Consider the following 23271-nt stretch of genomic DNA (forward strand, 5'->3'; position numbering starts at 1 on the left):
GGGCACGAAATGATAACCGGCGACTGCAATTTGCGCCGATTATCACATCGTTAATCCTGACTTAACCGCCAACTGCGATCCTGCGTACCTCGACATTCACAGACGTGGTTATGCATGCGGACGTTACTGCTGTTCTCTCTGTTATGGGCCTGGCTGCTGCAGCCAGCTTATGCCTCCAGCTTTTCAGCCAATCCACTGCTATCGGGTAATACCCAGCAGGCGGACTTTCTCCCCGCCGAGCAGGCGTTCGAGCTCAGCGTCGAGCCACAGGCCAGTGGCGAAACCCTGCTGCGCTGGGACATCGCCCCCGGCTACTACCTCTACCAGCACCGTCTGCAGTTCAACGGACTGCCAGCTGGCGTCGAGCCGGAGTTGCCGCCAGGGCTGCCGTATAGCGATGAGTTCTTCGGCGACTCGCAGATCTACCGTGAGCGCCTGGAGCTTATTCTGCCGGCTGGCAACTCCGGCAGCATCCAGATTGGCTGGCAAGGCTGCGCCGATGCAGGACTGTGTTACCCACCGCAGACCCAACAGATCGATCTGTCTGGCAGTGGTGCGACAAGCCAACCGGACACCACCCTGGCTGAAGACCAGGCGCTGGTCGGCGGCCTGCAGAACCAGACGCTGGCCTTGAGCCTGCTGGTGTTCTTCGGCTTGGGCCTGCTGCTGGCCTTTGCTCCCTGCTCATTACCAATGCTGCCGATTCTCGCCGGCATTGTGGTGGGCAGCGGTGCCTCGCCGCGTCGCGGTTTAGCGCTGGCCTCGGCCTATGTGGTGAGCATGGCGCTGGTGTATGCCGCGTTGGGTGTGGTCGCTGCACTGATGGGCGCCAACCTGCAAGGCCTGCTGCAGCAACCCTGGCTGCTGGCCAGCTTTGCCGCGCTGTTTGTACTGCTGGCCTTGCCGATGTTTGGCCTGTTCGAGTTGCAGCTGCCGGCGGCACTGCGTGACCGTCTGGAGAATGCTGGACGCAAGCAGCAAGGTGGCAGTCTGATGGGTGCCAGCATGCTCGGCCTGTTCTCCGGTCTGCTGGTCGGCCCGTGCATGACCGCACCGCTGGCTGCCGCCCTGCTGTATATCGCGCAAAGTGGTGACGCGCTGCACGGTGGCCTGGTGTTATTTGCCTTGGGCCTGGGTATCGGTACGCCGCTGGTGTTGCTGGTGACCCTGGGCAACCGCTTCCTGCCCAAGCCGGGCGCGTGGATGGACCGGGTCAAGGTGGTGTTCGGTTTCCTGTTCCTGGTGACTGCGTTGCTGGTGATCCGCCCGCTGTTGGACGAGCCGGTCTGGCTGGGCCTGTGGGGCGCGCTGCTGATTCTGTTGGCCAGTGCCCTGCTGCATCTGGCGCGTCAGGTGCAACAGCACGCCAGCCTGAGCAAGGCCGCAGGTGCACTGCTGGGTATCTGGGGCATGGCGATGCTGCTGGGTGCCGCCGGTGGTGCCAGCGACCCGCTGCAGCCGCTCAAAGTGTTCACCGGCACCGCCGTTGCCGCAGCCCCGAGCAAGCAGCACTTTATCGACCTGAACGAGCCGGCCGCTCTGGAGTCTGAGCTGGCCGCCGCCAAGGCCGAGGGCCAGTGGGTACTGGTGGATTACTACGCGGACTGGTGTGTGTCGTGCAAAGTCATGGAGAAAACCGTGTTCGGTAACCCCGAGGTGCAGGCCAGCCTGCAGGGCGTGCGCGTACTGCGCCCCGACGTGACCGAGAGCAATTCGGCAAGCCGCGCGCTACTCAGCCGCTTTGAAGTTCTGGGCCCGCCCACCCTTCTGTGGATTGGCCCGGATGGTGAAGAGCGCCGCTCGCAGCGCATCACCGGTGCGGTGGATGCCGAGCAGTTTCTGCAGATATGGAGCAATACCAAGGAGCGTGGTTGATGTTAACGATCAATATCGGGCCGCTGGCACTCAGCACCGCCCATGTGCTTTTGCTGCTCAGCCTGCTGCTGGCGACATTTACCGGCTGGTATGTCGGCCGGCGCAGCGCGGTAAACCCCGAGAAACAGCTATTTCGCTTGCTGCTGGTGGCCATGCTGGTCGCTCGAGTGGCGTTTGTGGCGGTGTATTTCGAGCACTACCGCGAGCAACCCTGGCAGGTGTTGGATATCCGTGACGGCGGCTTTATCGCCTGGCCTGGTTTGTTGGCTGCCCTGCTGCTGGGCGCCTGGCAGGCCTGGCGCACGCCAACTATCAGAACCTCGCTGGCAAGCGCACTGGCTGTCGGCGTACTGAGCTGGGGCCTGGGCAGCCTGACCCTGCACGGCCTGGAACAAGGCACGCGTTTGCCAGAGCTCTCGTTCAGGGACAGTAACGGTGCCACCGTGGCGCTTGAGGACTATGTCGGCAAACCACTGGTAGTCAACCTCTGGGCCACCTGGTGCCCTCCGTGCCGCCGCGAAATGCCGGTACTGGCTGAGGCGCAACGCGATAACCCGGAGCTGACCATCCTGTTCGTCAACCAGGGCGAAGGCCAGGGTGTAGTGAACCAGTACCTAGAGGCCGAAGCCCTGGGGCTGGACAACGTACTGCTCGACAGTGGAGGCCGCCTGGGCCAGCACGTCGGCTCCATGGCCCTGCCCAGCACGCTGTTCTACGACGCCGAAGGTCGCCAGGTTGGCAGCCACCTGGGCGAACTCTCCCGCGCCAGCCTGGCTCGCGCGCTTGAAGTACTGAAGAAGGATCAATAAGCATGAAGAAACTGATCAATCTCCCCGTCATGCTTTCAGCTTTAACCATGCTGACCGTGCCTCTATTGCACGCCGAGGATTGGCCAGCTCCGATCAAAGCAGTCGAAGCGCGCGGTGCTGAAATCATCCAGCGCTTCGATGCACCAAGCGGCCTGCAGGGTTATGCCGCCCGCTACAACGGCCAGGGCGTCGCCCTGTACCTGACGGAGGATGGCCAACATGTGCTGGTCGGCAGCCTGCTCAATGCTAAAGGTGAAGACCTCTCGCGCCAGCCCCTGGACAGGCTGGTGTACGAGCCGCTGGCCAAGGAAATGCTCGGCAAGCTGGAGCGCAGTACCTGGATCGCCGATGGCAGCGCCAAGGCACCACGCATCCTCTATATGTTCTCCGACCCCAACTGCCCCTACTGCAACATGTTCTGGAAACAGGCGCGGCCCTGGGTCGAGGCCGGTGATGTGCAGATCCGCCACGTGATGGTCGGAATGCTGCGCCAGGACAGCGTCGAGAAGGCCGCGGCCCTGCTCAATGCCAAGGATCAGCAGGCGGCGCTGCATGAGCATGAGTCCGCAGGCAAAGCCAGCAAGCTGAAAGTCTTGAAGAAGATTCCAGCGGCGATCCAGCAGCAGCTCGACAACAACCTTGGCCTGATGGCGGAGATGGGCGTAGCGGCTACGCCAGCGATTTTCTACCCGGACGAAAACGGCCAGCTGCGCCAGCAGCGAGGTGCGCCGAGTCCCGATGTGCTCAAACAGATCATGGGGCCGCGCTCCTGATCGCAACATCGCGCGCTGAGCGGTTTCGGTCGATAATCCGACCCCCAGGCGCGCGGCAATAGATTGCCCACACCTTAGTCAGACCGACTGACTTAACGTTCTGTAATGGAGATACAGCATGACAACTACCCAAACCCTGCAAGGCAAAGTGGCTTTCATCCAGGGCGGTTCGCGCGGTATCGGCGCAGCCATCGTCAAGCGCCTGGCCGCTGACGGCGCGGCAGTGGCCTTCACCTATGTGTCCTCCGCAGAGCGGGCCAATGCCCTGGCCAGCGAAGTCACTGCCGCTGGTGGCAAGGCACTCGCCCTCAAAGCTGACAGTACCGATGCAGCAGCCGTACAACAGGCCATTCGCGCTGCGGTCGAGCACTTCGGTGGCCTGGACATTCTGGTCAACAACGCCGGTGTGCTGGCCTGGGGCAGTACCGAAGAACTTACCCTGGAACAGCTGGATCACACTCTGGCAGTCAATGTGCGCAGCGTGTTCGTCGCCAGCCAGGAAGCCGCCAAACACATGACCGACGGCGGACGCATCATCAACATCGGCAGCACCAACGCCGAGCGCATCCCGGTGGCTGGCGGCGCGGTATATGCCATGAGCAAGTCGGCGCTGGTCGGCCTGGCCAAAGGCATGGCCCGCGACCTGGGCCCACGCAACATCACCGTGAACAACGTACAGCCAGGCCCAGTGGACACCGAAATGAACCCAGCCGATGGCGAAGGTGCCGAGTATCTGAAAGGCCTTATGGCGCTTGATCGTTACGGCAAGGCAGGAGAAATCGCCGGCTTTGTCGCCTACCTGGCCGGCCCGGAAGCGGGTTACATCACCGGGGCCAGCTTGATGATTGATGGCGGTTTCTCGGCCTAACCCATGACTGAAACTGGGGCATGTGCGACTCGCCACATGCCCCGATCAGCTGGCGAGGCCTTCGGAAAATTCGATCAATTGCACATCAGCTGGTCTGGGTGCAACTTGGCTGCCCAGCCGAGTAACGCACGCCAGGGCTGACGGCAGCGTTGAACTCTTTCAGCGCCGAGGAGCCGATCAGCAGCGGGAATTCAAAGGCGCTGCGGTCGGTCAGATTGACCTCGATATTCTTCAGCTCATCACCCACGCAGATATCCATCTCGATTACCGGCCGCGCGGTATACAGCTGCTTGTCACCGGGCTTGCGGTCGTCAGCGCGGCGTTTGATATAGCTCATCCGCGCCAGCGGTTTTTCGATGATCTGCGCCTGCTTGGCGTTCTCCATACCCAATTGAAAGCGCACCCACTCGCCGCCATCACGTTTGAACATTTCAATATTCTTGGCGCTCAGAGAGGCGGTTTCGGCGCCGGTATCGAGCTTGGCGGGTAGCTCCAGGGCCAGTTCATGCAGCGAAACCTTCTCGTGCAGGCCATAGATCTGCGGCTGGTTGGCCATCGCGCCGGTGGCGAACAGTGCGGCGCAGAGTGCGAAGGCGGCCGGAACCTGTTTGAGCGGTACGCTGGCGATGGTGGACATAGAGAGACTCCAAAGGCATTTAAAAAGATGGGGCAAGGTTAACCGCGCTGGCTGAATTCAAACTTAATCAAGCACTTATAAAAAACTTCGCCCCGCCATGAATGACCATGGCGGGGCGAAGTGGTTTCATCTGAGGCGTGTTAAGCCTCTTTGCGGATCACTTGAGATCGAAGCGATCCAGGTTCATCACCTTGGTCCAGGCAGCGACGAAGTCCTTAACGAACTTCGCTTGTGCGTCGCTGGTGGCGTAAACCTCGGCAAGAGCGCGCAGCTGGGAGTTGGAGCCGAACACCAGGTCAACCTGAGTGCCGGTCCACTTCAGATCGCCGGTTTTGCGATCGCGGCCTTCCAGCACACCTTCGCTGGCGGACTTCTGCCACTTGGTGCTCATGTCGAGAAGGTTGACGAAGAAGTCAGTGCTCAGGGTTTCCGGGCGCTTGGTGAATACACCATGCTGGGCTTTGCCGGCATTGGCGTTCAGCGCACGCAGGCCACCGACCAGCACGGTCATCTCCGGCGAGGTCAGCTCCAGCAGCTGCGCCTTGTCTACCAGCAACTCGGCGGCAACGCTTTCATAACCCTTGCGGGCGTAGTTGCGAAAGCCATCGGCCTTGGGTTCCAGCACCGCGAAGGATTCGACATCGGTCTGATCCTGCGAGGCGTCGGTACGACCCGGAGCAAACGGCACCACTGCATCCACACCACCCTTCTTCGCTGCGGCTTCCACCGCGGCAGAACCGGCCAGAACAATCAGGTCGGCCAGGGAGATTTTCTTACCGCCGCTTGCCGAGGCGTTGAAGTCCTTCTGGATAGCTTCCAGCGCCGCCAGCACCTTGGCCAGTTCGGCCGGCTGATTGACCTCCCAATCCTTCTGCGGAGCCAGACGAATACGCGCGCCATTGGCACCACCACGCTTGTCGCTGCCACGGTAGGTGGAAGCCGACGCCCAAGCGGTGTTGACCAGTTGCGCAATCGACAGGCCGGATGCCAACACCTTGGCCTTGAGGCCAGCGATGTCCTGCGCATCCACTAGGGCATGGTTAACGGCCGGAACCGGGTCTTGCCAGATCAGCTCTTCCTGCGGCACCAGCGGGCCGAGGTAACGGGCACGCGGGCCCATATCACGGTGGGTCAGCTTGAACCAGGCACGGGCGAAGGCATCAGCAAACGCTTGCGGGTTCTGGTGGAAGTGACGGGAGATTTTCTCGTAAGCCGGGTCCATACGCAGCGACATATCGGCGGTGGTCATCATCGGCGGGTGCTTCTTCGCCGGGTCATGGGCGTCGGGAATCATGTCCTCCGGTTTGACGTTCTTCGGCGTCCACTGATGGGCGCCAGCCGGGCTCTTGCTCAGTTCCCACTCGTAGCCGAACAGCATGTCGAAATAGCCGTTATCCCAGGTCGTTGGGTTGGGCTTCCAGGCACCTTCGATACCGCTGGTGGTAGTGTGTACGCCCTTGCCGCTGCCGAACTTGTTGATCCAGCCAAAGCCTTGCTCTTCGATGCCCGCAGCTTCCGGCTCAGGGCCGACCAGGGTTGGATCACCCGCGCCGTGGGCTTTGCCGAAGGTGTGACCGCCGGCTACCAGCGCCACGGTTTCTTCGTCGTTCATCGCCATGCGGGCGAAGGTTTCGCGCACATCGCGGCCGGAGGCGACTGGGTCTGGATTGCCGTCCGGGCCTTCCGGGTTTACGTAGATCAAACCCATCTGCACGGCGGCCAGCGGGTTTTCCAGATTGCGGTCACCGGAGTAGCGGCTGTTGGGTTTGTCGCTGGTGGCCAGCCACTCGGTTTCAGCACCCCAGTAGGTGTCTTCTTCCGGCTCCCAAATATCCGGGCGGCCGCCGGCAAAGCCGAAGGTTTTGAAGCCCATGGATTCCAGGGCGACGTTACCGGCCAGAACGAACAGGTCAGCCCAGGACAGCTTGCGGCCGTATTTTTGCTTGATCGGCCAGAGCAGACGGCGGGCCTTGTCCAGGTTGCCGTTATCCGGCCAGCTGTTGAGCGGAGCAAAACGCTGGTTGCCGGTGCTTGCACCGCCACGGCCGTCATGAATGCGGTAGGTGCCGGCAGCGTGCCAGGCCATGCGAATCATCAGGCCGCCGTAATGCCCCCAGTCGGCTGGCCACCAGTCTTGCGAGTCGGTCATTAGCGCGGTGAGATCCTTGATCACGGCATGCAGATCAAGCGTTTTGAATTCGTCGGCATAGTTAAAGTCCGCACCCATCGGGTCGGACTTGGAGGAGTGCTGCTGCAGAATTTTCAGGCTCAGCTGGTTAGGCCACCAGTCTGCGTTCTTCGGTGCGCCGCCAGCCACGCTGTTGGTTCCGGCAGCACCCGAGAACGGGCATTTCGCATCGTTTGACATGTCTCTCTCCTGTTGTTTTTCACCTAACGGGGTGGACTCAGCGTGGTAGCTGGACGGCAATCGAGCCAATAGGATTTGGATATGACCTTAATAGTAGTCAGGGAATATGACTCAGTGACTATAGAGTCATGCCGGTAAAACATCCTGAACCTATGCTGAGAAAATCGGTTGAATGTGCTGATAAAGTGGCGGCTAGCAGCACACTACTGAGCCGAAAACGCACGTCTCAATTTCACTGAAAAAGAGTGCACACCCGTGGAAGAACCCAGCCAATCCATACCCGTCAGCGACGCTGATGTACTGGCCTATATGCAGCGCCAACTGCGCTCCGGCCGGGTAAAAACCAGCGTACTGGTGAGCCTGACGCAGAAGGAATTTGCCGATGTCAGCCATGAGCGCATCGTGCAGTGCTTCAATCAGCTGGACTCTGCTCTACTCAAACGCTGAGCCAGAACAGGACAAGGAGCACAGCATGCCCGCCAAGCGCGCCGAGGAAATTCTGCATACGTATCTGCATGTTCAAGATGGCGGAAAAACCCAGCAGATTGCCGTTAACGAGCAGTTCTGGGGAGACCTGATCAGCGGCGCAATGCCTGAGCTGGACCAGGGCCGGCTGATGTCCGCCTTCAGCTTTTCGGCAGACTGGCCCAGCTGAAACTCTGCCCGCTTTGCACTTCTGGCTTTCAAACTTCAGGGCTTTTGCTCAACGCCTAGTGCGCCGTTATGCTCGCGCAATTCCAATGCCTTTCTACAGGAAGCGTTATTTATGCTTGGCAAATTGCTGGTGACCCTTGGCATCGTGTTTTATGCCGTGGTGGTGCCGATCTTCGAGTTGAACGACTCGCATGTATTCAACCCACGCTGGGAGGCGCATGCGCGTTTACATGAGGTCTGGCAGCTGGCGACCAACTGCGCGATTGGTGCGTTCTCGTTCTGGCTAGTGTGGTTTAGGGCCAATCTGCGCCTGAGCAGCCTGATGACCTTCTTCGTCACTGGCGGCTTTCTCTTGGCCTATACCTTGCGTGATAGCTACGGCGGCTCGATGGTGTTGTCCGATGGTTCGGAAAAAATGATTCTGGGCATTAATCTAGGCTTGTTTGCCTATTCGCTGGCGATCATCCTTGCGTTGCTGGCCATGTACCTGGACCGCTCAACCAGAGCTGCAACTTAAGCCTGCGCCACACGTCTTAGATGTCGGCACAGTATCTGCCTTAGCCAACGCGCCAGGCCCTTTCGGAGATTCAGATGTCCCGCGCCACCTCGCTCAAGCCCCTGCTCACCCTGATTGCCCTCGCCTGCTTTGCAATGCTCGGCGGTGCCTTGTTGCTGCAGCATCTGGCCGGCTGGGAACCTTGCACCCTGTGCATTCAGATTCGCCTGTGGCTGCTTTGTGGTGGCGTTATCAGCCTGCTGATTCTGGCCGTGGAAGCCATTGGCCTACGCTGGCTGACTCTGCCGCTCTGGCCGCTGCTGCTCGCAGCTGCGGGTATGGCGGTGTATGACAACACTCATCTGGTGCTGATCGAAACCGGCGTGTTGGAAAGCTCCAGCTGCTCGCCCTTCCCGTTCTACTCGTTCTACCTGCCGCTGCATGAATGGCTGCCCAGCGTATTTATGAGCGCTGGCGTATGCGGGCAAAGCGACTACAGCATTCTCGGCCTGTCGTTCACCCACTGGACCCTGCTCAGCGTCGTCCTGCTATTGGCCCTGTGCCTGTTTACTGCCTGGCGCGCCGTGCGGCGCTGATCCGCGCCGCAGCCCCCTCATCCTAAGGGTGGCGGTAAAACGCCACCCTTGCCCTCCATAAGCGGTTATTTGCCGATTTTTACGCACAAATGGCGATTATTCGCCAACCGCTGTGCGCTCGATCACGGCCGTTCCGTGGCCGCTCAAGCCCTGCAGACGAGTTACCACTCTGGCATAGGCATTGCGATATAGCCGGTGCACTGCGCACGGCAACCCATCGTGCTGCCGCGCCAATCTGACAGCCTGCACCGGCCAGCCTGCTGAGACTTACCCTGGCACGCCGTCAACACAACAACATAAGAAGAACAGGAACAACGCTATGTTCAAGTCGATCTGTGCTATCGCCGCTGGCAGCCTGCTGCTGGCGTCTACCACGCTTCACGCGGCAACCGACAAGGGGCCAATCGTGATCAAGTTCGCCCACGTGGTTGCAGACAACACCCCCAAAGGCCAAGGCGCACTGCTGTTCAAGAAGCTGGCCGAGGAGCGCCTGGGCGACAAGGTAAAAGTCGAGGTCTACCCCAACTCCACCCTGTACGGCGATGCCAACGAACTCGACGCCCTGGCTAAAAACGAGGTGCAACTGTTGGCACCGTCGCTGGCCAAGTTCGAGAAATACACCAAGCAATTGCAGGTGTTCGACCTGCCCTTCCTGTTCGATGACCTGGACGCCGTCAACCGCTTCCAGAAACGCGCCAAGGGCCGGCAGTTGCTGCGCTCCATGGAAGACCACAACATCGTCGGCCTGGCCTATTGGCACAACGGCATGAAGCAGCTTTCGGCAACCAAGGCGCTGCTGGTGCCGGGCGACGCAGCGGGTTTGAAGTTCCGTATCCAACCCTCCTCGGTGCTTGAGGCGCAGTTCAACCAGCTCGGCGCCACGCCGCTGGTCATGCCGTTTGCCGAAGTCTTCGACGCGCTGAAAAGCGGCAAGGTCCAGGGCGCGGAAAACCCTTGGTCGAACATCTACAGCAAACAACTGCACAGCGTGCAGCCGTTTATCACCGAGACCAACCACGGCGTACTCGACTACATGCTGGTGAGCAATCCGCGCTTCTGGTACGCCATCCCGCACCAGATCCGCATGGAGCTGGAAGGCATCATCGACGAGGTGACCTACGAGGTGAACCGCCAAGCCGAGGCCGCCAACCAGGCCGACCGCGACCGCATCGCCGCCGCCACCGGCACGCAAGTTATCGCCCTTAACGATGAGCAACGCGACGCCTGGCGCCAAGCCATGCAGCCGGTGTGGAAACAGTTCGAAGGCGTGATCGGCGCCGACATAATGAAGGCCGCACAAACGGTTAACCGCAACAAGCGTTAAGAGCCTGTTCACGATTGAGCTCTGCAAGGCAAAAGCAGGCGAGGAAACCGAGTGTACGAGCTGTACATGAGCATCCAAGCCGGCTTTTAACGCAGCAGGGCCGACGCGCAGCAGATCGTGTGCTGGTTCTAAGACGTGCGCCATCGCACTCCACTGTCTCGCCAAGTGCAGTAACCTCCGCGCCGCTCTAACTCGCCCCCTCTGCGCGCCCCTGGTTGATCAACAAGGGCGCCGGCAAAAAGCCACTACGCTGAAAGTGCGTATAGCGCCTGATACACCCGACTATTCAAGACTGCTCGCCTGCCTCAACCAAGGACTCCTCTATGTTCAAGTCGATTGCTGTTATAGCCGTTGGCACCCTGCTGTTCAGTGCATTCAACCTTTGCAACGCCCAAGAACAGGAGCCCATCCTGATCAAGTTTGCCCATGTCGCCGATGAGCACACACCCAAGGGCCAGGGCGCTTTGCTGTTCAAACAGTTGGTCGATCAACGCCTGGCAGGTAAGGTCAACGTCGAGGTTTATCCGACCTCCAGCTTATTTGGCGACAACAACGAGCTGCAGGCCTTGGCTAACAACGAGGTGCAATTGCTCGCACCGTCGCTGGCCAAGTTCGAGAAATACACCAAGCAGTTGCAGGTGTTCGACCTGCCCTTCCTGTTCGATGACCTGGAAGCCGTAACGCGCTTCCAGAAGCGCGCCAAAGGCCGTCAATTGCTGCGATCCATGGAAGCGCACAACATCATTGGCCTGGCGTATTGGCATAATGGTATGAAGCAGCTCTCGGCGACTAAAGCGCTGCAGGTACCCAGTGATGCGGCGGGTTTGAAGTTCCGCATTCAGCCCTCCAGCGTGCTGGAAGCTCAGTTCTATCAAATCGGTGCGGCGCCCTTGGCGATGCCTTTTGCCGAGGTCTTCGACGCGCTGCAAAGCGGCAAGGTACAGGGCACAGAGAATGCCTGGTCGAACATCTACACCAAACAGCTGCACACCCTGCAGCCATTTATCACCGAGACCAACCACGGTGCGCTCGACTACATGCTGGTCAGTAATCAGCGCTTCTGGTTTTCCATTCCTCACCATATCCGCAGTGAGCTGGAAGCCATCATTGATGAAGTGAGTTTTGAGGTGAACCGCCAATCCGAAGAAGCCAACCGTGCGGATCGCCAGCGTATCGAAGCGTCCGGCAGCAGCCAGATCATCACCCTCAGCGACGAACAACGCGCAGCCTGGCGTGCCGCCATGCAACCGGTTTGGCAGCAGTTTGAGGCCGAGATCGGAGCAGACATACTCAAGGCCGCGCAAACGGTTAACCGCAAATCTCGCGAATAACCATCCCCCTAAGTCCTAGGCGTCAATACGGCGGTTACCTGTACTGACGCTTAGGGAGCTTCTTGCTCCGGCACCTCTAACTCACCCTGCCAACCACCACCCAGCGCCGCAATCAGCTGCACGCTGGCGGTCAGACGACTGCCCAGTAGGCTGAGGTTGGTGCGCTCGTTGCTCAGCGCCGTGGCCTGCACATTGACCACGCTGTTGAAGTCCACAGTGCCGGCGCGGTACTGGTTTTCGATCAGTCGCAACGATTCACGGGCGGCGTCCAGGGCCTCCTGCTGGATCACGGCTTCCTGCTGCAGCACGCGCAATTGCACCAGGTAATCCTCTACCTCACGGAAGCTGTCTAGCACCGACTGGCGGTATTGCGCCACGGTCTGGTCGTAGGCCGCTTCGCTGCGTTCCAGCTCGGCGCTGCGCGCGCCGCCATCGAACAACGTCAGCGCCAGCTGAGGGCCGAGGGACCAGAAGCGGTTGGGCAAATCGATCCAGTCGGCAAAGCTGCTGCCACGGTAGCCGCCGCTGGCGGAGATGGTCAGATCTGGATACCAGGCGGCCTCTGCAACGCCGATCTCGGCGTTGGCGGCTATCACCCGGCGCTCCGCAGCAGCCACGTCCGGGCGACGCTCTAGCAGTTGCGATGGTAAGGCCACGGGGATTTCCGGCAGTGCGGGTAATTGCTCGCGCACGGCAATGCTGAGCTCGCTAGGCGGTACACCAATTAGCACGGCAACCGCGTGTTCCAACTGGGCGCGTTGCCATTGCAGGTCAATGGCCTGGGCCTGGGTGCTTTTCAGCTGGGTCAGCGCCTGGCTGACATCGGATTTCGGCACGATGCCGGCGTTGTACTGGTTTTCCGTGAGTTTCAGTGAACGCGCATAGGCTGCGACGGTGGCATCGAGCAGGCGCTGCTGATCATCCAGCACGCGCAGTTGCAGGTAGTTCTGCACCAACTCGGCCTGCAGGCTGAGCTTCAGCGCGGCCAGGTCGGCGGCGCTGGCCTCGAAGCCGGCGCGGCTGGATTCCAGCGAGCGGCGCAACTTGCCCCAGATATCCAGCTCCCAGGCAGCATTCAGGCTGAGGTCATAGCTGGTGGACACGCCACTGCTGTTCGAGTTGGTGGCGCTGGACGTGCTCTGGCTCCCTGTGCCCTGCCCACTGCGGCTGGCCCCCGCGCTGCTCGACAGACTGGGATAAAACGCCGCTCGCGCGCCACGCACCAGGGCGCGGGCCTGGCGATATTGCGCCTCGCTGGCGGCCAGGTTCTGGTTGGAGATATTCAACCGCTCGACCAGGGCATTCAGCTCAGCATCGCCATACAACTGCCACCAGCTGCCGCGCTCCAGCGCATCGCCTGGCTTGGCCTGGGTCCAGCCTTCAATCTGTTTGAACTGCGCCGGGGTTTGCAACTGCGGGCGCTGATAATCCGGGCCAATGGCGCAGGCGCTCAGGGCCAGACTCAACGCCAGCAAGGTGGGTAAACGATAGGCAACTAGGGCTTTCATAACGGGGTTTCCAGAGCAGCGTCAGTGCGCACACCGCGCCAGCGGTTGACCCGGTGGCGCAGGCGGTCGAAATACAGGTAGATCACCGGCGTGGTGTAGAGGGTCAGCAGCTGGCTCAGTACCAGCCCGCCGACAATGGTGATGCCCAGCGGCTGGCGCATTTCCGCGCCTTCGGCGCTGCTAAGCATCAGCGGCAGCGCGCCGAGAATCGCCGCCAGGGTGGTCATCATGATCGGCCTAAAGCGCAACAGGCACGCCTGGCGGATCGACTCCTCCGGGCTCAGGTGCTGCTGGCGTTCCAGCTGCAGGGCCAGGTCGATCATCAGAATGGCGTTCTTCTTGACGATGCCGATCAGCAAAAACAGACCGAGCAGCGAAATCAGGCTGAATTCGATGCTCATCAGTTGCAGCGCAAGCAGCGCGCCGACCCCGGCCGAGGGCAAGGTGGAGAGAATAGTCAGCGGGTGGATATAGCTCTCGTACAGCACACCGAGGACGATATACACCACCACTAGGGCCAGCAGGATCATCCACGGCTGGTTCTGCTGAGTTTGCTGAAAGGCCCCGCCGGTGCCGCCGAGCATGCCCTGCACCTCTGTGGGCAAACCGACCCGGGCAACCGCGTTGTTGATCGCCGCGCTGGCCTGATCCAGGCTGACCCCTTCGGCCAGGGCGAAGCCGATGTTTTCTGCGGCGAACTGGCCCTGGTGATGCACGCGGTCTTCTTCCAGGCTGCGCTCCCAGCGGGCGAAACTGGACAACGGCACCCGCGCGCCTTCGGCGGTGATCAGCTGAATCTGGTCGAGGGTTTCCGGGTACTGGGCGAACTGCGGGTTGATCTCCATCACCACGCTGTACTGATTGAGGCTGTCGTAGATGGTCGACACCTGACGCTGGCTAAAGGCGTTGTTGAGCACCGCGGTGATCATGTTCATGTCCACGCCCAGCCGTTTGGCCATGTCGCGATCGACCACCAGGCGAATCTGCTGGGTGCCTTCGGCTTCCTTGGCGTCTATATCGGTCAGTTCCGGCAGCGCGCGCAGCGCTTCGCGTACCGGTGGCAGCCATTTGCGCAGTTCGTCGAGATCGCCGGACAGCAGCATGTATTCGTTTTCCGAGCTGCGCCCTTCCCGCCCGCCGATCTGCAGGTCCTGATCAGGCATCAGAAACATCCGCCCGCCCGGCACTTTCGGCACCGACTGGCGCAGACGATTGATTACATCCTGGGCACTGGCCTTGCGCTCGGCGACCGGCTTGAGGCGCACGATCATAAAGGCGTTGTTGATCCCGCCGCTGCCGCCGATAAACCCGGCCACGCTGTCCACCGCAGGGTCGGCCAGCACCGCGCGACGGAAGATTTCCATCTTCGGCTGCATGACCTGAAACGACAAACCGTCATCGCCACGGATCATGCCCATCAGCTGTCCGGTGTCCTGTTGCGGCATAAAGGTCTTCGGCACGCTGACAAACAGGAAGATATTCAGCGCGATGGTCGCCAACAGGCTAAACAGCATCAGCAAGGAGTGTTTTAGCGCCCAGTCCAAACCGCGCGCGTAAAACGCCAGCACGCGCGTCTGCACGGCCGCGCCCCAGCGCTGCATGGCGCTGGGCTGGTGCTCGGCGGTTTCGGCCTTGAGCCAGCGTGCGCAGAGCATCGGCGTCAGAGTCAGCGATACCAGCAGAGAAATCACGATAGCCACGGCCAGGGTGATGGAAAACTCGCGGAATAGCCGCTCGACGATGCCGCCCATAAACAGGATCGAGATAAACACCGCGACCAGCGACAGGTTCATCGCCAGCAAGGTGAAGCCCACCTCGCGCGCGCCCTTGAACGCCGCCGCCATGGGCGTTTCGCCGGCCTCGATATGCCGCGAAATGTTTTCCAAAACGACGATGGCATCGTCCACCACCAGGCCGGTGGCGATGATCAGCGCCATCAGCGACAGGTTGTTCAGGGAGAAATCCAGCAGGTACATCACCGCAAAGGTGCCGACCAGCGACACCGGCACCGCCAGCGCCGGAATCAGCGCCGCGCGCCAACGGCCGAGGAAGGCGAACACCACCAGAATCACCAACACCACGGCGATCAGCAGGGTTTGCTCGGCCTCGTGCAGGGTGGCGCGAATCACCGGCGAGCGGTCCATTGCCACTTCCAACTCGATGCTGGCGGGAATCACCGCGCGCAAGGCCGGCAATTGCTCGCGAATACCGGCGATGGTTTCGATGATATTGGCCCCGGTCTGGCGGTTGATTACCAGCAGCACCGCCTGCTCATCGTTGAAGAAGCCGCTGTTGTAGCGATCCTCGACGCCATCGGTAACGCTCGCCACATCGCCCAGGCGCACGGCTGCGCCGTCCTGGTAGCGAATGATCAGTGGCAGATAATCGGCGGCTTTTTCCAGCTGATCGCTGGCCTGCACCTGCCAGTGCCGCTCGGCATCTTCCACCGCGCCTTTCGGCCGTTTGGCGTTGGCTGCACTGATGCTCTGGCGCACTTCATCCAGGGCGATGCCGTACTGATCGAGCAGGCGCGGTTCCAGGGCCACGCGCACGGCGGGCAAGGAGCTGCCGCCGATCTGCACTTCACCAACGCCAGTTACCTGGGCGAGTTTCTGCGACAGGATGGTCGAGGCTACGTCGTATAGCTGGCCCTTGTTGAGCACATCGCTGGTCAACGACAGCACCATGATCGGCGCCTGCGACGGGTTGACCTTGGCGTAAGTAGGCATGCTGCGCATACCGCTGGGCAGCAGCTCGCGTGAGGCATTGATCGCCGCCTGCACCTCGCGGGCGGCGGCGTTGATATCCCGGTCCAGGTCGAACTGAATCATGATCCGCGTGTTGCCCTGGCTGCTGCGGCTGTTCATCTGGCTGATGCCAGCGATGGTGCCGAGCGAGCGCTCCAGCGGCGTGGCCACGCTGGACGCCATGATCTGCGGGCTGGCCCCCGGCAGGCTGGCCTGCACGGTGATCGTGGGGAAATCCATTTGCGGCAGCGGCGCCACCGGCAGCAGGCCGAAGCTGACGCCGCCGAGCAGCAGAATCGCCAGGCTCAGCAGCAGGGTTGCCACCGGCCGGCGGATAAAGGGGCCGGAGAGGTTCATGGGTTGACCACAAGCCCGGCCGCGCTACGGCCGCTGATGCGCCGCGACAGGCGATCAAAGTACAGGTAGATCACCGGCGTGGTGAACAAGGTGAGGATCTGACTCAGCAGCAGCCCGCCGACCATCACCAAGCCCAACGGTTGACGCAGCTCGGCGCCGGAGCCGGTGGCGAGCATCAGCGGTATCGCGCCGAACAGCGCGGCCAAGGTTGTCATCAGAATCGGCCGAAAGCGCAGCAGCGCAGCCTGGTAAATCGCCGCTTCCGGCTGCATGCCCTGGTTGCGTTCGGCGTCGAGGGCGAAGTCGATCATCATGATCGCGTTCTTCTTGACGATGCCGATCAGCAAGATAATGCCGATGATCGCGATCAACCCTAGCTCGTTGCCACTGATCAGCAACGCCAGCAGCGCGCCAACGCCCGCCGAGGGCAAGGTGGAGAGAATGGTGATCGGGTGGATATAGCTCTCGTAGAGCACGCCGAGCACGATATACATGGTGACGATGGCCGCGAGAATCAGCAGCAAGGTGCTCGACAGCGAGGCGCGAAAGGCTTCAGCAGCGCCCTGGAAGCGCGTCTGCACCGCCGGAGGAATACCAATCTCTTGCTCGATCCGTTCAATCACCGCCACCGCTTCGCCCAGCGATACGCCGCTGGCCAGGTTGAACGACAACGTGGCTGCCGGGAATTGGCCGATATGGTTGATCAGCAGGCTGGCGGCGCGCTCCTCGACCTGGGCCAGGGTCGACAATGCGACCTGCTGGCCATCGGCGGCCTTGACGTGTATCTGCCGCAGCGCCGCTGGGCCGATGCTGCCGGCATTCTCGCTTTCCAGCACCACGCGGTACTGGCTGGCCTGGGTGTAGATGGTGGAAATCTGCCGCTGGCCGAAGGCGTCGTACAGCGCGTTGTCGATATCGGCGATGCTTACGCCAAGGCGCCCGGCCATGTCGCGGTCGATCTGCAGAAACACCTGCAGGCCGCGGTTCTGCAGGTCGCTGGCCACGTCAGTCAGTTCCGGTTGCTCGCGCAGCGCACTGACCAGCTTGGGCACCCACTCTTCGAGCAGGCTGATATCCGGCGACTCCATGCTGAACTGGAACTGCGTGCGGCTAACCCGATCCTCAATGGACAAGTCCTGCACCGGTTGCAGGTACAGCTCGATTCCGGGAATCCGCGCCAGTTCCGGGCGCAGCCGTTCGATGATCTGACTGGCACTGACATCGCGCTCGGCCCGTGGCGTCAGGTTGATCAGCAGGCGGCCGCTGTTCAACGTCGGGTTGTCACCGTCCACGCCGATATAGGACGACAGGCTGGCCACGGCCGGGTCCTGCAGAATCACCTCGGCCAGGCGTTGCTGGCGCTCGCTCATGGCGCGGAAGGAAATCGACTGCGGCGCCTCGGAAATGCCCTGGATCACCCCGGTGTCCTGCACCGGGAAGAAGCCCTTGGGCACGGCCAGATACAGCACTACGGTCAGCAACAGGGTGCCGATAGCCACCAGCAGGGTCAGCGGCTGGTGCTTGAGTACCCAGGTCAGCCACACGCCGTAACGGGCGATCATGCCGTCGATTACCGCCCCTGCGGCGCGGTAGAAACGCCCTTCTTCCTCGGGCTTTTCCGCCTTGAGCAAGCGCGCGCACATCATCGGCGTCAAGGTCAGCGACACCACCAGGGAAATCAGAATGGCCACCGCCAGGGTGATGGCAAATTCGCGGAACAAGCGCCCCACTACGTCGGCCATAAACAGCAGCGGAATCAGTACGGCGATCAGCGAGATGGTCAGCGAGACTAGGGTAAAGCCGATCTGCCGCGCGCCTTTAAGCGCAGCATTGAGCGGAGTTTCGCCCTCCTCCAGATGGCGGGCGATGTTCTCCAGCATGACGATGGCATCGTCCACCACAAAGCCGGTGGCGATGGTCAGCGCCATCAGCGTCAGGTTGTTGATGGTGAAACCGGCCAGGTACATCACGCCGAAGGTGCCGATCAGCGACAGCGGCACAACGATGGAAGGGATGATGGTCGCCGAGACCTTGCGCAGAAACAGGAAGGTCACCAGCACCACCAGGGCGATGGCCAGCAGCAGTTCATGCTGCACGCCCTTGACCGCGGCGCGGATGGTTTCGGTGCGGTCGGTCAGCACGCTGACCTCGACGCTGGCCGGTAGCCCCTGGGTCAGGTTGGGCAGCAGCGTCTGAATACTGTCGACCACATCAATCACGTTGGCGCCGGGTTGGCGTTGCACGTTGACCAGCACGGCTTCGTTGCGATTGGCCCAGGCAGCCAGGCGCTGGTTTTCCGCGCCGTCGATTATTTCGGCGACATCTTTGAGGCGCAGCGTGGCGCCGTTCTGGTAGCCGAGAATCAGCTCGCGGTATTCGTCGACGGATTTCAGCTGGTCATTGGCATCCAGTTGCGACACCCGGGTCGGGCCGTCGAAGTTGCCCTTGGGTTGATTGACGTTGCTGGCGGTGATCAGCGTGCGCACATCGCTGAGGTTCAAGCCATAGGACGCCAGCGCCTCCGGGTTGACCCGCAAACGTACGGCCGGACGTTGGCCGCCAGCCAGGGTGACCAGACCGACGCCACTGGTTTGCGCAAGCTTCTGCGCCAGGCGGGTATCGACCAGATCGAACACCTGCGGCAGCGGCATGGTTTTCGAGCTGATGGCCAGGGTCAGTACCGGGGTGTCGGCCGGGTTGACCTTGTTGTACACCGGCGGTGCCGGCAGATCGCTGGGCAGCAGGTTGCTTGCGCCATTGATCGCCGCCTGCACTTCCTGCTCGGCGACATCCAGCTTCACCTCCAGGTTAAAGCGCAGGGTAATTACCGAGGCGCCGCCCGAGCTGGTCGAGGACATTTGTTTCAGCCCGGCCATCTGCCCGAACTGGCGCTCCAGCGGCGCAGTGACCGCACTGGTCATCACATCGGGGCTGGCGCCGGGATACAGGGTCATCACCCGAATGGTCGGGTAATCCACTTCCGGCAGCGCCGAGACCGGCAGAAGGCGGTAGGCGATCAGACCGCTCAAGAAGATCGCCAGCATGATCAGCGTGGTGGCGACCGGGCGCAGGATAAACAGGCGAGAGGCGTTCATTGGACGCGCGGCGCTCCTTTGCGCTCAGGCGTGGCCGGCTCGGTCTGAGCGGCGACCGGTTTGTCCCCAATCACCTCGACCTTGTTGCCTGAGCGCAGGCGATCGGTGCCTTCCAGCACCAGGCGATCACCGGCCTTGAGACCCTGCTCGACCACACTGAGCAGGCCGTCGCTGGCGCCAACGCTGATCGGCGTCAGCTGCACCTTGTCTTCAGCGTCCACCACATAGGCGAAGGTGCCGCTAGCACCAAACTGCAGCGCTGCGGCCGGCATCAGGGTGACGTTCTGCAGGGTTTTCACCCGCAGGCGCACATTGACGAACTGGTTGGGAAAGAGCATTTCCTCGGCGTTGGCGAAGCGCGCCTTGAGCTTGACTGTGCCGGTGGCGGTGTCGATCAGGTTGTCGACACTTTCCAGCTCGCCTTCGGCCAGTTTGAGCTTTTCACTGCGGTCCCAGGCCTCTACCGCTAGGGTCTCGCCGGCTCGCAGTTGCTGCACCACTGCCGGCAATTCGGCTTCGGGCAGGGTAAACATCACGGCAATCGGCAGAGTCTGGGTAATTACCACCAGCGGCAACTCATCGCCGGAGCTGACCAGGTTGCCGACATCGGCCTGACGGATGCCCAGGCGGCCGGTAATAGGTGCGCGAATCTGGGTGAAATCCAGGTTCAGCCGCGCGGTGGCGACATCAGCCTGCAGGCTCTTGAGGCTGCCGCGGAACTGATTGACCAGCGCCTCCTGGGTGTCGAGGGTTTGTTTGGCAATCGAGTCTTCGGCATACAGACCGCGGTAGCGCGCCAGGTCCAGCTCGGCATTGCGCAACTGCGCCTGGTGTTCCTGCAGCGCGCCCTGGGCCTGCTGCAAGGCGATTTCATAAGAGCGCGGGTCGATCACCGCGAGCAGATCGCCGGCCTTGACCTGCTGGCCATCCTTGAACAGCAGCTTGACCAGCTCACCCTCAACCCGGCCGCGAACATTCACCGTGTTATAGGCGGTCACAGTGCCCAGGGCCTTGAGTTCAACCGGGAAGTCGCCCTGGCTGACAGTCGCCACGCGCACAGGCACCGGCCCGCCATCACGCCAAGGGCCACCACGCTGCGGCGCTTCCGGCGGGCTGGGCCAGAACCACCACAACAGTACGGCGAGAACAGCCAGCGCGAGTGAGCCGAGCAGCCATTGGCGCGACAGATTGCGAGGACGGGTGGTGAACTGTGTATCAGGCATGGCGACGATCACTTCCTTGGGGAGCGTGAACGATATGCAGTATCAGCCGGCCTGCAAAGCCTCTTTACCCCCTATTTACCTTTTCCTTACGTAACTAAATGTCTGATCCACAAATGAAAAGTGCTTGTCATAAAAACCTGCACCAACAAAAACGGCCTGCAAAGCAGGCCGTTGGACAAGCGTTTAGCGGGTGTTACTTGAGCACGGCAATCGCAGCTGCGTAGTTCGGCTCGTCAGCGATTTCGCCGACCAGCTCGCTGTGCAGCACCTTGTCGTTTTCATCCAGCACCACCACCGCGCGGGCAGCAACACCCACCAGCGGGCCGCTGGCAATGGCCACGCCGTAGTTCTGCAGGAAGTCAGCGCCACGCATGGTCGACAGGTTGATCACGTTTTCCAGACCTTCGGTACCGCAGAAACGCGCCTGGGCAAACGGCAGGTCGGTGGAGATGCACAGCACCACGGTGTTGGCCAGTTTGCTCGCTTCGGCGTTGAAGGTACGCACGGAGGTGGCGCAGGTCGGGGTGTCGACGCTTGGGAAAATGTTCAGGACTTTGCGCTTGCCGGCCAGGCTGGCCAGGCTCACATCGCTGAGGTCACCGGCAACCAGGCTAAACGCCGGCGCTTGCTGACCAATCTGCGGCAGTTGACCGGTGACTTCAACCGGGGAACCTTTGAGGGTGACTTGTGCCATGGGAACGATCCTTATCAACGAAATTGGAGAGGGCTAACAAGTAAGGGCGCGAACCCGCCAAATGGCAAGCCCGCGCCCTCTTGAAGCAAGCCATTGAAAAAACGTAGGCGAGGCAGGCAAGACAAGGCAAAAACAGGCGAGGAAGCGGAGTTTACGGGTTTGTAAATGAGCATTCCGAGCCTGTTTTTAACGCAGTATTGTCAACGCAGGTAGTTTTTCAACGGCTTGCCAGAGCGGGCAGGCATAGCTGACCAAGGAGTCAGACTACCCTGCCCGCCCAGGCGACACATCAATTTTTTGCGAAGTGATCCTTGGTCAGCTTGACCACGATCGGGCTGAGCAACAGCAGCGACAGCAGGTTTGGAATCGCCATCAGACCGTTGAGGGTATCGGCCACCAACCAGGCGAAGTCCAGCTGGGCAATCGCGCCGAACGGCACGGCTACCACCCAGAGAATGCGGAACGGCAGGATCGACTTGGTGCCGACCATGTATTCCCAGCACTTCTCACCGAAGTAGCTCCAACCGAGGATGGTGGTAAAGGCAAACACCACCAGGGCCAACGTCAGGATGTAACCACCGACGCCCGGCATCGCCTGTTCGAAGGCTGCCGCCGACAATGCTGCACCGCTGGCACCGCTGGTCCACACGCCGGAGGTGATGATCGCCAGGCCAGTCATCGAGCAGATGATGATGGTATCGATAAAGGTCCCGAGCATGCCGATCATCCCCGAACGAACCGGGCTGTTAGTGGTGCCGGCCGCCTGAGCGATACCTGCAGTACCCAGACCTGCTTCGTTGGAGAAAATACCGCGCGCCACACCGAAGCGAATCGCTGCCATCACCGCCGCACCAGCAAAACCACCGGTAGCAGCAATCGGGGTGAAGGCGTAGGTGAAGATCATTTCAAAGGCTTTGGGGATTTCCGAGGCATTGACCACCAACACCACCATGGCGGCGATGATGTAGGCCACGCACATGAAAGGCACCAGGGTCGCTGCGACCTTACCGATACGCTTGATGCCGCCGAGGATCACCATGCCGACAATCACCATGGTCACCACACCGGTAACCCACAGCGGAATGTTGAAGGTGGTTTGCAGGGCTGCAGCCATGCTGTTGACCTGCACCATGTTGCCGATACCGAAACCGGCAAAGCCGCCGAAGATGGCGAACGCGGTGCCCAGCCACAGCCACTTTTTGCCCAGGCCGTTCTTGATTGCGTACATCGGGCCGCCGACGTGTTCGCCGCGCTCATCCTTCTCACGGTAATGCACCGCCAGCACCACTTCGCAGTACTTGGTGGCCATGCCGACCAGCGCGGTACACCACATCCAGAACAATGCACCCGGGCCGCCGAGGAAAATCGCGGTGGCCACACCGGCGATATTGCCGGTACCCACAGTGGCGGCCAGGCAGGTCATCAGCGCCTGGAACGGGCTGATCTCGCCGCTCTCGGCATCGCCTTTCTGGCGGCCTTGCCACATCAGCTTGAAGCCTGCACCGATCTTGCTCAGCGGCATGAATTTCAGGCGCAACATGAGGAACAGACCAGTGCCGAGAATCAGCACCAGCATGGGCGGGCCCCAGACCACGCCATTGAGTTGATTGACCAGGGTGTTGACGAATTCCATGCTCATTTCCTTATTCTTGTAGTGAACGCGAGGTGGGTAGCCTTCGCTTGTCCGATTGCCGGGTAGGCCAGGCTGTTACGCAGAACGCGAGCCGGGTTGGCGCGCCTGCAAACAACGGATCGGGCTATACCAGTCAGCACAACGACTGCCCGGTGATCAGCGGCGGTCAGTATATGAAGACTGTGATAGTGGTTTTCACTGTTTAGATTTCAACGCTCAGACGTTTTGAGCGAGGTGCGCAATTTAAACGCGAATTAACTGGGTTAATCCAGCGCCGGCCCGC

Annotated in this window: 18 protein-coding genes; 10 read left to right on the plus strand and 8 right to left on the minus strand. The window is 61.1% G+C overall.

Going from position 1 to position 23271, the window contains the following annotated elements; translation table 11 throughout:
* Window positions 1-114: 114 nt before the first annotated feature.
* The 4 genes from dsbD to ACQ4LH_RS03050 all read left to right on the plus strand — a co-directional run bounded on the left by dsbD (window position 115) and on the right by ACQ4LH_RS03050 (window position 4325).
* Window positions 115-1875: a protein-disulfide reductase DsbD gene (gene dsbD, locus ACQ4LH_RS03035; protein WP_430695860.1), complete on the plus strand. Its 1761-nt coding sequence runs from the start codon at window positions 115-117 to the stop codon at window positions 1873-1875.
* Entirely contained in the window at window positions 1875-2684 is an 810-nt protein-coding gene (locus ACQ4LH_RS03040; RefSeq protein WP_430695861.1) for a prolipoprotein diacylglyceryl transferase family protein, read from the plus strand. Before dsbD ends, ACQ4LH_RS03040 begins: the two co-directional genes overlap by 1 nt.
* 2 nt (window positions 2685-2686) lie before the next feature.
* The gene (dsbG, locus tag ACQ4LH_RS03045) at window positions 2687-3457 is read left to right on the plus strand and encodes a thiol:disulfide interchange protein DsbG (protein WP_430695862.1); all 771 of its coding nucleotides are present in this window, start codon (window positions 2687-2689) and stop codon (window positions 3455-3457) included.
* 118 nt (window positions 3458-3575) lie between these two features.
* Window positions 3576-4325, plus strand: coding sequence for a 3-oxoacyl-ACP reductase family protein (locus ACQ4LH_RS03050; protein ID WP_430695863.1), 750 nt, complete (start codon window positions 3576-3578; stop codon window positions 4323-4325).
* An 85-nt stretch (window positions 4326-4410) separates the two neighbouring features.
* Here the strand turns inward: ACQ4LH_RS03050 and ACQ4LH_RS03055 are convergent, their stop codons facing one another.
* Both ACQ4LH_RS03055 and katG read right to left on the minus strand, forming a co-directional pair.
* Window positions 4411-4962: an ATP-dependent zinc protease family protein gene (locus tag ACQ4LH_RS03055; protein WP_430695864.1), complete on the minus strand. Its 552-nt coding sequence runs from the start codon at window positions 4960-4962 to the stop codon at window positions 4411-4413.
* A gap of 157 nt (window positions 4963-5119) precedes the next feature.
* Window positions 5120-7330: a catalase/peroxidase HPI gene (gene katG, locus ACQ4LH_RS03060; protein ID WP_430695865.1), complete on the minus strand. Its 2211-nt coding sequence runs from the start codon at window positions 7328-7330 to the stop codon at window positions 5120-5122.
* 255 nt (window positions 7331-7585) lie between these two features.
* Between katG and ACQ4LH_RS03065 the strand changes: the two genes are divergently transcribed.
* The 6 genes from ACQ4LH_RS03065 to ACQ4LH_RS03090 all read left to right on the plus strand — a co-directional run bounded on the left by ACQ4LH_RS03065 (window position 7586) and on the right by ACQ4LH_RS03090 (window position 11731).
* Window positions 7586-7777: a hypothetical protein gene (locus ACQ4LH_RS03065; protein ID WP_430695866.1), complete on the plus strand. Its 192-nt coding sequence runs from the start codon at window positions 7586-7588 to the stop codon at window positions 7775-7777.
* Window positions 7778-7802: 25 nt separating this feature from the next.
* The gene (locus tag ACQ4LH_RS03070; RefSeq protein ID WP_430695867.1) at window positions 7803-7985 is read left to right on the plus strand and encodes a hypothetical protein; all 183 of its coding nucleotides are present in this window, start codon (window positions 7803-7805) and stop codon (window positions 7983-7985) included.
* 111 nt (window positions 7986-8096) lie between these two features.
* Entirely contained in the window at window positions 8097-8501 is a 405-nt protein-coding gene (locus ACQ4LH_RS03075) for a hypothetical protein (protein WP_430695868.1), read from the plus strand.
* Between the two features lie 74 nt (window positions 8502-8575).
* A complete protein-coding gene (locus ACQ4LH_RS03080; RefSeq protein WP_430695869.1) occupies window positions 8576-9076 on the plus strand; it encodes a disulfide bond formation protein B in 501 nt (166 codons plus the stop codon).
* Window positions 9077-9395: 319 nt separating this feature from the next.
* Window positions 9396-10400, plus strand: coding sequence for a TRAP transporter substrate-binding protein (locus tag ACQ4LH_RS03085; protein WP_430695870.1), 1005 nt, complete (start codon window positions 9396-9398; stop codon window positions 10398-10400).
* A 323-nt stretch (window positions 10401-10723) separates the two neighbouring features.
* Entirely contained in the window at window positions 10724-11731 is a 1008-nt protein-coding gene (locus tag ACQ4LH_RS03090) for a DctP family TRAP transporter solute-binding subunit (RefSeq protein WP_430695871.1), read from the plus strand.
* A gap of 50 nt (window positions 11732-11781) precedes the next feature.
* On the opposite strand, the gene ACQ4LH_RS03095 is transcribed toward ACQ4LH_RS03090, so the two are convergent.
* From ACQ4LH_RS03095 to ACQ4LH_RS03120, 6 genes are all read right to left on the minus strand, one after another.
* On the minus strand, window positions 11782-13239 hold the full coding sequence (locus ACQ4LH_RS03095; protein ID WP_430695872.1) for an efflux transporter outer membrane subunit: 1458 nt from the start codon (window positions 13237-13239) through the stop codon (window positions 11782-11784).
* Complete coding sequence (locus tag ACQ4LH_RS03100; RefSeq protein ID WP_430695873.1) at window positions 13236-16343, minus strand: multidrug efflux RND transporter permease subunit; 3108 nt, start codon at window positions 16341-16343, stop codon at window positions 13236-13238. Before ACQ4LH_RS03100 ends, ACQ4LH_RS03095 begins: the two co-directional genes overlap by 4 nt.
* Window positions 16340-19438 (minus strand): MdtB/MuxB family multidrug efflux RND transporter permease subunit, encoded by a 3099-nt coding sequence (locus ACQ4LH_RS03105; protein WP_430695874.1) that lies wholly within the window; start codon window positions 19436-19438, stop codon window positions 16340-16342. Before ACQ4LH_RS03105 ends, ACQ4LH_RS03100 begins: the two co-directional genes overlap by 4 nt.
* On the minus strand, window positions 19435-20661 hold the full coding sequence (locus ACQ4LH_RS03110; RefSeq protein ID WP_430695875.1) for an MdtA/MuxA family multidrug efflux RND transporter periplasmic adaptor subunit: 1227 nt from the start codon (window positions 20659-20661) through the stop codon (window positions 19435-19437). The genes ACQ4LH_RS03105 and ACQ4LH_RS03110 overlap by 4 nt, the downstream gene beginning before the upstream one ends.
* Before the next feature lie 193 nt (window positions 20662-20854).
* Complete coding sequence (gene tpx, locus ACQ4LH_RS03115) at window positions 20855-21355, minus strand: thiol peroxidase (RefSeq protein ID WP_430695876.1); 501 nt, start codon at window positions 21353-21355, stop codon at window positions 20855-20857.
* A gap of 289 nt (window positions 21356-21644) precedes the next feature.
* Window positions 21645-22988, minus strand: a complete 1344-nt coding sequence (locus ACQ4LH_RS03120) for an alanine/glycine:cation symporter family protein (RefSeq protein WP_160086853.1) — start codon at window positions 22986-22988, stop codon at window positions 21645-21647.
* Window positions 22989-23271: the final 283 nt, after the last annotated feature.

Origin of the sequence: Pseudomonas peli (assembly GCF_050563605.1) — a bacterium.
Classification (GTDB): Bacteria; Pseudomonadota; Gammaproteobacteria; order Pseudomonadales; family Pseudomonadaceae; genus Aquipseudomonas; species Aquipseudomonas peli_A.